Below are 10,324 nucleotides of genomic sequence, written 5' to 3'. Positions count from 1 at the left end.
CGTCTGGACGTGCGGCGAGCGGATCAGCCCCGCCAGCGCGACCGTGCGGTGCCACGGCACGTCCGGGTCCGCCTGCCCCTGCAGGAACCGCACCGGGCCATCGAAGGCGATCGGCCCGTGCATCAGCCGGCTAGCCTCCCCCGATTGCCAGAAGCGCCGCGTGTAGACGGTCGGCGCGGGACCATAGGGATTGGCGCGCTCCAGCCGCCCGTGCTGGAGGAGGTACATCTTCTCGTCCTGGCTGAACCCCCAGTCGGTGAAGTCGGGCGCGGGCGCGATGCCGACCAACGCGGCGACGCGGTCGGGCCGCGCCAGCGCCGCCAGCAGCATCAGCCACCCGCCCATCGACGATCCCACCAGCACCACCGGGCCACTGACGGCATGATCGATCATCGCCAGCACGTCGTCGCGCCAGTCGGCCAGCGACTGGTCCTCGAACGCGCCCTCGCTGGCGCCGCATCCGCCATAGTCGAAGCGCAGGAACGCGCGCCCGGTCGCCACCGCCCACGCCTCCAGCGCCAGCGCCTTCGTCCCGCCCATGTCGGAGGCATAGCCCGGCAGGAACACGATCGCCGGGCCGCTCCCCTCGGTCAGGTGATAGGCAAGGCGCGGGCGGGCGGCAGGGGCAGCATCGGTCATCGCCCCGTAGCTAGGGTCGAGGCTCATTGCTGGCAATGGCGATCGCCACATGAAGCAACGATGAAGAACAGGCGACCGCGCGCCAAGATGAACGTACACCAAATGGCGCATGAACATTTGTCCATGTCGATCAGGGCAAGCAACCGCCCTGATATCACGGCCGTTCCAGAAGCCTCATCGTTGATGGAGGCTGAAATGAACAGGATCATGATCGGAATCGTCGGCGCCGCGATGATGGCATCGGCCGGCACCGCCTTTGCCGCACCGGCGCTTCGCGAACAGGCGGTGGTGCCGGGCAGCGGCGGTGCGCGCTATGTCGCGATGCTCAGCGACCGCGGGCAGGATTTCACCGCGGTGTGCGGCGACCGCGCCGGGGTGGATGCGATCTTCCAGCCCGAAGCCGTCAGCTGGAACGTCGCGCCCGCCGGCAAGGGGCATGAGCGCGTGACCGAGGACGTGCGCGGCCTCGAACGGCTGGTCCCGGTGTCGGTCGAAACCTGCCGCGTCAACGCCGGCGACCATTTCGACCATGCGGTCCGCCAGGCGATGCGCCAGCACGCCAGCTGAGCCGCAGGACGGGCGGCGCGGGCCGCGCTATTTCCGCCGCGCCGCCAGTCCCGCGACCATCTCCGCCGCCAGCAGCGGCAGCGTATCGTCGCGCGCGCCCATCACCACGATCCGGTCGCCCGCGCGCGCCAGCGCGACGCAATGCGCCGCCGCCTCCGCGCGGTCCGCAATATGCACCGCCTGCGCGCCCGCCAGCACCACGTCGCGGACGATATCGGCGCTGGTCACCTCGCGCACTGTCGTCCCGCCCTGATAGACGGGATCGGGCATCACCAGCAGGTCGCCCGCACGCAGTTTCCCGGCGAACATCGCCACCAGTTCGGCACGCATCACCTTCAGCGGGCCGAAGCCGTGCGGCTGGAACAGCACGATGACGCGCCCGGGAAAGGCGTGCAGCGTGTCCAGCGTGGCGGCGATCTTGTCGGGATTGTGCCCGAAATCGTCGATCACCGCGACGCCATCGGCCTCCCCCACCAGGTCGAACCGCCGGCGCAAGCCGGTGAAGCGCGCGATCCCCGCCAGCGCCTGTTCCATCGGCAGCCCGGCGGCCAGCACCGCGCCGATCGCCGCCAGCGCATTGGCGACATTGTGCCGCCCGGGCACGCGCAGCGCCACGCGCCCCGCCGCCATCCCGCGCCGCGCCAGATCGAACGACACCGCGAACGGCGCCTCCGCGATCGCACCGGCATACACGTCCGCGGCCGGATCGCGCAGCGACACGCGCGTCACCCGCTCCGCCGGCAACGCCGCGGCGGCGCGTGCGGCATCGTCGTTGTCGGCATTGACCACGCCGTGCCGCGCCTTGGCCAGGAAATCGCCGAACAGCCGGTTCAGCTCCTCCAGCGACTTGTGATCCAGGCTGACGTTGTTCAGCACCGCCACCTGCGGCCGGTACAGCGCGATCGACCCGTCGCTTTCGTCCACCTCGCTGACATAAGAATCGCCCGATCCCACCAGCGCACTGGCGAAGGGGCGGTCGGCGGCGGCGAAATCCTTCATCACCGCGCCGTTCATCACCGTGGGATCGGTGCCGGCATGGTGCAGGATCGTCGCGATCATGCCGGTCACCGTCGACTTGCCGCTGGTCCCCGCGACGCCGATCGGCATCCGGCTGGCGTTGAACAGCGCGGCGTTCAGCTCGGCACGCGACATGCGCGCGCAGCCATGGTCGCGCGCGGCGACCATGTCGGCGACCGTCGCCTCCACCGCGGCCGAGGCGACGACGGTCTGTCCCTCGTCGCTGATGCCGCTGCCGTCCTGCGGGAACAAGGCGATGCCGCGCGCGCGCAATTCGTCGAACTTGGCGGGGACCCGCCCCTGGTCCAGCCCCCGGTCGCTGCCCGCGACGATCGCGCCGCGCCCCGCCAGGATCATCGCCAGCGGCATCATCCCCGATCCGCCGATACCGACCAGGAAGAAGCGCCGGTCGCGCACGTTGCCGTCATGCATGGCGGTACGCTATCGGCACTTTGGATGGACGTGGCAAGGCAAAGCGGGGCGGAACGGATGCGCATCGGGGTACTGGCGGCCAGCAGCGTGGCCAATCCCGACGTGATCGCGCCCGTCAGCGCCTTCGCGGCGATCGCTTATCCCGAGGTGGATCTGGTGTTCCATCCGCAATGCTATGCGCATGACGGGCATTTCGCCGGGTCGGACGCGGTGCGCGCCGCCGCGTTCCTGGAATATGCCAATGATCCCGCCTTCGACGCGATCTGGTTCCTGCGCGGCGGCTATGGATCGAACCGCATCCTGTCGACGATCATGCCGCAGCTGAAGGAGCCGGCGCGGCGCAAGGCGTATCTGGGCTATTCCGACGTCGGCTTCCTGCTCGGCGCGCTCTACGCACGGCGCATCGGCCGGCCGACGCACGGGCCGATGGCCGCCGACATCAGGCGGCAGGGCGGCGACCAGACGGTAGCGCGCGCGCTCGGCTGGCTGGCGCGCGGCGATCGTGCGGGGCTGGAACCTGGGCTGGCGGGGCGGCCCAGCGCCGCGTTCAACCTGTCGATCCTCGCCGCGCTGGCGGGCACGCCCTATCTGCCCGACCTGACCGACCACGTCCTGATCGTCGAGGAAGTGTCGGAGGCGATGTACGCGGTGGACCGGATGCTGTTCACCATGGCGCACGCCACCCAGCTGCGCGGCATCGCCGGCGTACGGCTGGGCGCGGTGACCGCGGTGAAGGACAATGTCCCCGCCTGGGGCGAGACGCTGGAGGCGATGATGGCGCGCTGGTGCGGGGAGATGGGCGTCCCCTATCTGGGCCGTGCGCTGATCGGGCATACGCAGGACAACCACGTCGTCCCGTTCGGCGTCGCCTGACGCCCGCCCCGGCGTGCCCTTCGGGGTCAGGCGACGACGCGGTTGCCGCCCTGCGCGATCGCCGCCAGCACCTGCGTCTTGGCACGGCGGATCGCCTCGGCCGGGCCGTCCGCGGCGGCCGCGGCGATGCCGGCGGAGAAGGTGACGGTGCCGATCGGCGTACCCTTGTCGCGCAGCCGCAGCGTGCGCCGCGCCATCGCCTCGCGCGCTTCCTCGATCATCGCGGTCGCGCGCGCCGCGGGCACCCCGCGGAACACGGTCATGAACTCGTCGCCCGCCCAGCGGATCAGCTCGTGCTCCCCGCACGCCTGGCGCAGCGTCGTCGCCATCGCGCGCAGCACGTTGTCGCCGACGCCCAGCCCGAATTCCTCGTTGATCCGGTACAGCCCGTCCAGCTTGGCCAGCGCCAGCGTATAGCCCTCCGGCTCCTCGGCCAGCGACACCAGGAAACTGTCGCCGTCGTCGCGGTTCGCGGCCTGCGTCAGCCGGTCGTGCGCCTCGTCGTCGCCGCGCCCGGCCACGCGCTCGCGCAGCGCGCTGATGTCGACCGCGATATCGGCCAGCTCGCGCTCCGCCTTGGCCAACCGCGACACCATCTGCGTCGTCAGATTCGCCAGCGGCGTGCCCTGCGTGGGAAAGCCCGACAGGTCGCGCCCGAATCCGCCCGTCAGGTCCTGCGTCTGGTTGGTCAGCGTTTCCAGCCGCTCGGTGTGGTGCAACATCTGCGCGTGCGCGGCGGCATCCTCGCGGCCGCAGAATTGCGCCGCCAGCGTCGATGCCTGCTCCGCGGTCAGCCGCACGCCCCCTTCGGTCAGCCGCGCGACCTCGGCGGTCAGCGCATCGTTGCCACCGCCCAGATGCGTGTACGCCATCTCGTAATGCGACGGCGTGGGGGCCAGCGCATGTTCCAGCAGGAACTCGAGCGCGGCATAGGCGCGGTCGAACGGCCCCTTCATCACAATCCTCGCACATGGCGCGCCGCGATGGCCGCGGGCGGGGGCGACGCTATCCGATCGTAGTGAACGAGATGCTAACGCGCCGTGCCCGTGGCCGTTTTCACGGCACCGTCCGTGCCCTGCGGATGATGCGGGGTCAGGATCAGCGTCTGCCCCTCGACCCGCCAGGATTTGAGCCGCGACAGGAAATTCATCCCCAGCACGTCGATGTCGCCGAATGCGGGCGATACCACCACCGCCAGGTCGCGCGCCACGACATTGCCGAAGCGCAGCTCGCGCACCTCGCCGGTATCGGCCCGGATCGTGCCGTTGGCGGTCTTCAGCACCACCGGGAACATCGCCGGCTTCACTTCCACCCCGGCCGCCGCCGCGGTGGCGGGGGACAGCGCGGTGATCGTCGCGCCGCTGTCGACCAGCAACCGCCGCTCCGCCCCGCCGATCGTCGCGCGGACGTAGAAATGCCCGTCGCGGCTCATGCGGATGCGCGTCTCCTCGCCCGCCACCTGCTGGCTGTCCATGTTCAGCCCCGCCGCGATCCGCGCCACCCACGGGTCGAACCGCTCGCGCTCCACCACCGCGGCGAACAGCAGCAGCCCCGCTGCCCCCCAGAAGGCGATGCTGACCAATGTGCGCAGCACCGGGATGCGCCGCGCGACCACCGCCGCGACGAACAGGACGCCCAGCATCAGGTAGAAGTGCGGGTTGGCGGCGACGACGTCGAACATGGTGCCGCCGATATAGGACGCCGCGCGCGCCGGCGGAATGGCCGGGAGGCGGCGGCGCAGGACAGACTCATCTGGCGCACGTCCGGCGCGCGCGCTATATCGCCCGCGTCATGACGCACGCCCCGCTCACTACCACCACCACCCCGGCGCGTCCGGGGGCCGGCGCGCGCGTCACCGCCTGACGCAGCCGCCGCCCACCCGGAAGCGGGTGGACGAGCGACCGCACCCGCCTTCGCGACGATTTCCCCTCCGGTCGCTCTTTTCGCCGGACGCTGGGGCGCATAAGCCGCAGCACCGCTGGTTCGCAGGAATTGTATTGGCATGGACACGCTTTCGATCACGCTGCCCGATGGTTCGGTTCGGAACGTCGCGCCCGGCACCACGCCCGCGGATATCGCGGCGTCGATCGGCCCCGGTCTCGCCAAGGCGGCGATCGCGGCGCGGGTGGACGGCGAATTGCGGGACATCATGCGCCCGCTGGAACGCGACGCCCGCCTCGCGCTGGTGACGCAGAAGGACGAGGCGGACGCGCTGGAACTGGCGCGTCACGATTTCGCGCATCTGCTGGCCGAAGCGGTGCAGAACCTGTTTCCCGGCACGCAGATCACCTTCGGCCCGGCAACCGACGACGGCTTCTACTACGATTTCGCGCCGCCCAAGGTGGATGGGAAGGACCGCCCGTTCACCGACGAGGATCTGCCCGCGATCGAGACGGAGATGCGCCGCCTGATCGCCGCCGACAAGCCGCTGCGCCGCGAGATGTGGACACGCGAACAGCTGATCGCGCGCTGGCGCGAACAGGGTGAGACGTTCAAGGCCGAATGGGCCGCCGAACTGCCAGAGGATGAGGAGCTGACCGTCTATTGGTCGGGCGGTGACTGGCTTGACATGTGCCGCGGCCCGCACCTGGCCTCCACGGGCAAGCTCGATCCGCAGGCGTTCAAGCTGACGCGCGTGTCGGGCGCCTATTGGCGCGGCGACCAGAAGAACGCGATGCTCAGCCGCATCTACGGCACCGGCTGGCTCAACAAGAAGCAGCTCGACCAGCATCTGTTCCGGCTGGAGGAAGCCGCCAAGCGCGACCATCGCAAGATCGGCGCGGAGATGGACCTGTTCCACCTCCAGTCCGAGGCGCAGGGGTCGGTGTTCTGGCATCCCAACGGGTTCGTGCTGTGGCGTCAGCTGGAGGCGTATATGCGCCGCCGCCTCGACGCGGCCGATTATGCCGAGGTGAAGACGCCGCAGCTGATGGACGCGCGCCAGTGGGAACAGTCCGGCCACTGGGGCAAGTATCGCGAGAACATGTTCGTCGTCCCCGACGAAGTGCCCAATACCGAGGACGAGGGTGCCGTGCTGTCGGGCGATGCCGAGCTGATGGCATTGAAGCCGATGAACTGCCCCGCGCACGTCCTGATCTTCAAGCAGGGCATCAAGAGCTATCGCGACCTGCCGATCCGCATGGCCGAATTCGGCTGCTGCCACCGCAACGAGGCGCATGGCGCGCTCCACGGCATCATGCGCGTACGCCAGTTCACGCAGGACGACGCGCATATCTTCGTGCGCGAGGACCAGCTGGTCGAGGAAGTGCGCAACTTCTGCGAGCTGCTCGATTCGGTCTACGCCGATCTGGGCTTCACCGACTATGCGGTGAAGCTGGCGCTGCGCCCCGAAAAGCGCTTCGGCTCCGACGAGATGTGGGATCAGGCGGAAGCGGAGCTGCGCGAGGCGGTGATGTCCTCGCACCTGTCCGACGCGATCAAGGAGAAGTTCGAGGAACTGCCCGGCGAAGGCGCCTTCTACGCGCCGAAGCTGGAATTCCACCTGACCGACGCGATCGGGCGGACGTGGCAGGTCGGCACGATCCAGTCCGACCGCGTCCTACCCGAGCGGCTCGACGCCAGCTATGTCGCGGAGGACGGCCAGCGCCATCGCCCGATCATGCTGCACCGCGCGATCCTGGGCACGTTCGAACGCTTCATCGGCATCCTGATCGAGCACCACGCCGGCCGCTTCCCGACGTGGCTGGCCCCCGTCCAGGCGGTGGTCGCGACGATCGTGTCGGATGCCGACGATTACGCGGTCCAGGTCGCGGCCGAGCTGAGGAAGGCCGGCATCCGCGTCGAGACCGACCTGCGCAACGAGAAGATCAACTACAAGGTGCGCGAACATTCGCTGGCGAAGGTTCCGAACCTGCTGGTAGTCGGCAAGCGCGAGGCGGACGAGGGCACCGTCGCGCTGCGCCGGCTGGGCAGCCAAGGGCAGGAGATGCTGACGCTGGGCGCCACGATCGAGATGCTGCGCTTCGAAGGAACGGCACCCGATCTTAAGCGATAACGACTATCTTCAAAACGGACGCAAGATCGCTTATATAGAAACGTTAGTACCATATCAGGAGAAGTACCAATCCGTCCTCCCATGATGCGCCGCCCGATGCAGGCGCCGCCGATGAATGGCCCGCGGTTCAATGAGTGGATCCAGAGCCCCAAGGTCCGCGTGATCGATCACGAGGGCGAGAACCTGGGCGTGATGTACACGCGCGAGGCGATGGAGCAGGCGCGCGAGGTCGGCTTGGATCTGGTGGAGGTGTCGCCCAACGCCGATCCGCCCGTCGCCAAGTTCCTGGACGTCGGCAAGTTCAAGTACGAGGCGCAGAAGAAGGCCAACCTCGCCCGCAAGTCGCAGAAGACGCAGGAGATCAAGGAGATCAAGATGCGTCCGAACATCGACGACCACGATTACGACACCAAGATGAAGAAGGTCGTCGAGTTCATCGAGGAGGGCGACAAGGTGAAGGTCACCATGCGCTTCCGCGGCCGCGAGCTGAGCCACGGTCAGCTTGGCATGAACGTGCTCCAGCGCGTCGCCGAACAGGTGCAGGACGTCGCCAAGGTCGAAGCCTATCCGCGCATGGAAGGCCGCCAGATGCTGATGGTGCTCGCGCCCAAGTAAGCGCCGGCGGGTCGCGTGGCCCGGCGCGCGGGCCACGCCGCCACGACCTATCGGTGTTCCGGCGAAGGCCGGAACCCAGGATAGGGAGCGCGGCGTCCGCCCCGCGACGCTCCGACCTTCGCCGGAGCCCGGCCGGCCCGGACTGGCCGCACCCCGCCGCTACCCGCTATTCCTCGCGCTCCAGCAGCCACGCGACGATCCGCTCCGCCGCCGCTTCGGCATCCTCCGCCGCGGTGTCGATGCGGATCTCCGGTGCCTCGGGCGCCTCGTACGGGCTGTCGATCCCGGTAAAGTTCTTGAGCGCCCCCGATCGCGCCTTGGCATACAGCCCCTTGACGTCGCGCGCCTCCGCCGCCGCTAGCGCGGTGTCAACATGCACCTCGACGAACTCGCCGGGGGCGAGCATCTGGCGGACCATGTCGCGCTCGGCACGGAACGGCGAGATGAACGCGGTCAGCACGATCAGCCCTGCGTCGGTCATCAACCGCGCGACCTCCCCGATGCGGCGGATGTTCTCCACCCGGTCGGCATCGGTGAAGCCCAGGTCGCGGTTGAGGCCATGGCGCACATTGTCGCCGTCCAGCAGGAAGGTGTGCCGGTTCATCCGCACCAGCCTCTTGTCGACCAGATTGGCGATCGTCGACTTGCCCGCCCCCGACAGGCCGGTGAACCACAGCACCGCCGGCTTTTGGTTCTTCAGGTCGGCGCGCTTCTCTCGTGTTACGTCCAGATGCTGGCGGTGGACGTTCTGCGCGCGGCGCAGCGAAAAGCGGATCATCCCCGCCGCGACCGTCGCATTGGTCGCCTTGTCGATCAGGATGAACCCGCCCAGCTCGCGGCTCTGCTCATACGGCGCGAAGACGATCGGCTTGTCGAGCGCCAGCGTCACCACGCCGATCGCGTTCAGCTCCAGCGTGCGCGCCGCCGTCTCCTCCAGCGTGTTGACGTTGACCTGATACTTGGGCGTGCGCAGCGTCGCCGACGCGCTCTGCGTCCCCAGTTGCAGCGCATAGGAACGGCCGGGCAGCATCGGCTCGTCCGCCATCCACACCAGTGTCGCCTCGAACTGGTCGGCCACCTCGGGCGGGTCGCCGGCGGCGGCGATCATGTCGCCGCGCGAGCAATCGACCTCGTCCGCCAGCGTCAGCGTCACCGACTGCCCCGCCTGCGCCTGTTCCAGATCACCGCCCAGCGCGACGATCCGCGCGACGCTGGTGGTGCGCCCCGATGGCACGATCCGCACCGCATCGCCCGGCTTCACCGTGCCGCTGGCGATCGTCCCGGCAAAGCCGCGGAAGTCGAGATCGGGACGGTTGACCCATTGCACCGGCAGGCGGAAGGCCCCGCGCGCCTCGCGGTCGGCATCGACCGGCACGGTTTCCAGATGCTCGATCAGCGTCGGTCCGGTGTACCACGGCATCGCATCGCTGCGCGCCGCGATATTGTCGCCGCCCAGCCCCGACACCGGGATCGCGGCGAAATCGGTGATCCCGATCTCGCTGGCGAAGGCGCGATAGGCCAGGCGGATGCGGTCGAACGTCCCCTTGTCGTAGCCGACCAGGTCCATCTTGTTCACCGCCAGCACGATATTGCGGATGCCGATCAGGTGGGCGAGATACGAATGGCGCCGTGTCTGCGTCAGCACGCCCTTGCGCGCATCGACCAGGATCACCGCCAGATCGGCGGTCGACGCGCCGGTCACCATGTTGCGGGTATATTGTTCGTGGCCGGGCGTGTCGGCGACGATGAACTTGCGCTTTTCGGTCGCGAAGAAGCGATAGGCGACGTCGATCGTGATCCCCTGCTCGCGCTCCGCCGCCAGCCCGTCGACCAGCAACGCGAAGTCGATGTTCTGCCCCTGCGTGCCGACGCGCCGGCTGTCGGCCTCGAGCGCCGACAGCTGATCCTCGAAAATCTGCTTCGAATCGTACAGCAGCCGCCCGATCAGCGTCGACTTGCCGTCGTCCACGCTGCCGCAGGTGATGAAGCGCAGCAGCGATTTCGATTCGTGCTGCGCGAGATAGGCGGCGATATCCTCGCGTATCAGCGCGTCGGGCTGGTAGGTGGTCATGCGAAACTCCGCAGGCGGCGGCGATACTCCCCCCTCCCCATCGGGGAGGGGTTGGGGGAGCGGCGCGTCCGGGTGGTACTGGGACGGCGCGCGGG

The 10,324-nt window shown here is 68.9% G+C and carries 10 protein-coding genes; 4 read left to right on the top strand and 6 right to left on the bottom strand.

Features of this window, described 5'->3' with window-relative positions:
• Both AX685_RS14950 and AX685_RS21720 read right to left on the bottom strand, forming a co-directional pair.
• Positions 1 to 639: alpha/beta hydrolase (locus tag AX685_RS14950; RefSeq protein ID WP_066490089.1), on the bottom strand; the 639-nt coding region annotated here is incomplete at its 3' end.
• A gap of 23 nt (positions 640 to 662) precedes the next feature.
• Positions 663 to 848 carry a hypothetical protein gene (locus tag AX685_RS21720; protein WP_156445839.1) on the bottom strand — a complete coding sequence of 62 codons (186 nt, stop codon included), beginning with the start codon at positions 846 to 848 and terminating at the stop codon, positions 663 to 665.
• On the opposite strand from AX685_RS21720, the gene AX685_RS14945 reads away from it, so the two are divergent.
• Complete coding sequence (locus AX685_RS14945; protein ID WP_066490088.1) at positions 835 to 1,206, top strand: hypothetical protein; 372 nt, start codon at positions 835 to 837, stop codon at positions 1,204 to 1,206. The genes AX685_RS21720 and AX685_RS14945 overlap by 14 nt on opposite strands.
• A gap of 27 nt (positions 1,207 to 1,233) precedes the next feature.
• Here the strand turns inward: AX685_RS14945 and AX685_RS14940 are convergent, their stop codons facing one another.
• Entirely contained in the window at positions 1,234 to 2,655 is a 1,422-nt protein-coding gene (locus tag AX685_RS14940) for a glutamate ligase domain-containing protein (protein WP_066490086.1), read from the bottom strand.
• A 57-nt stretch (positions 2,656 to 2,712) separates the two neighbouring features.
• Here AX685_RS14940 and AX685_RS14935 point away from each other — a divergent pair, with 57 nt between their 5' ends.
• The gene (locus AX685_RS14935) at positions 2,713 to 3,528 is read left to right on the top strand and encodes an LD-carboxypeptidase (protein WP_066490083.1); all 816 of its coding nucleotides are present in this window, start codon (positions 2,713 to 2,715) and stop codon (positions 3,526 to 3,528) included.
• Positions 3,529 to 3,554: 26 nt separating this feature from the next.
• On the opposite strand, the gene AX685_RS14930 is transcribed toward AX685_RS14935, so the two are convergent.
• Together AX685_RS14930 and AX685_RS14925 are read right to left on the bottom strand one after the other, a co-directional pair.
• On the bottom strand, positions 3,555 to 4,484 hold the full coding sequence (locus tag AX685_RS14930) for a GGDEF domain-containing protein (protein WP_066490080.1): 930 nt from the start codon (positions 4,482 to 4,484) through the stop codon (positions 3,555 to 3,557).
• 74 nt (positions 4,485 to 4,558) lie between these two features.
• Complete coding sequence (locus tag AX685_RS14925; RefSeq protein WP_066490077.1) at positions 4,559 to 5,209, bottom strand: retropepsin-like aspartic protease family protein; 651 nt, start codon at positions 5,207 to 5,209, stop codon at positions 4,559 to 4,561.
• A 321-nt stretch (positions 5,210 to 5,530) separates the two neighbouring features.
• Here AX685_RS14925 and thrS point away from each other — a divergent pair, with 321 nt between their 5' ends.
• A complete protein-coding gene (thrS, locus tag AX685_RS14920; RefSeq protein WP_066490074.1) occupies positions 5,531 to 7,543 on the top strand; it encodes a threonine--tRNA ligase in 2,013 nt (670 codons plus the stop codon).
• An 81-nt stretch (positions 7,544 to 7,624) separates the two neighbouring features.
• Complete coding sequence (infC, locus tag AX685_RS14915; protein ID WP_066490070.1) at positions 7,625 to 8,158, top strand: translation initiation factor IF-3; 534 nt, start codon at positions 7,625 to 7,627, stop codon at positions 8,156 to 8,158.
• Positions 8,159 to 8,324: 166 nt separating this feature from the next.
• On the opposite strand, the gene cysN is transcribed toward infC, so the two are convergent.
• Entirely contained in the window at positions 8,325 to 10,229 is a 1,905-nt protein-coding gene (gene cysN / locus AX685_RS14910) for a sulfate adenylyltransferase subunit CysN (protein ID WP_066490068.1), read from the bottom strand.
• Between the last annotated feature and the right edge of the window lie 95 nt (positions 10,230 to 10,324).

Source organism: Sphingomonas sp. CCH9-F2 (assembly GCF_001556735.1).
Classification (GTDB): Bacteria; Pseudomonadota; Alphaproteobacteria; order Sphingomonadales; family Sphingomonadaceae; genus Sphingomonas; species Sphingomonas ginsenosidimutans.
This window is presented reverse-complemented; position numbering and strand designations above follow the sequence as displayed.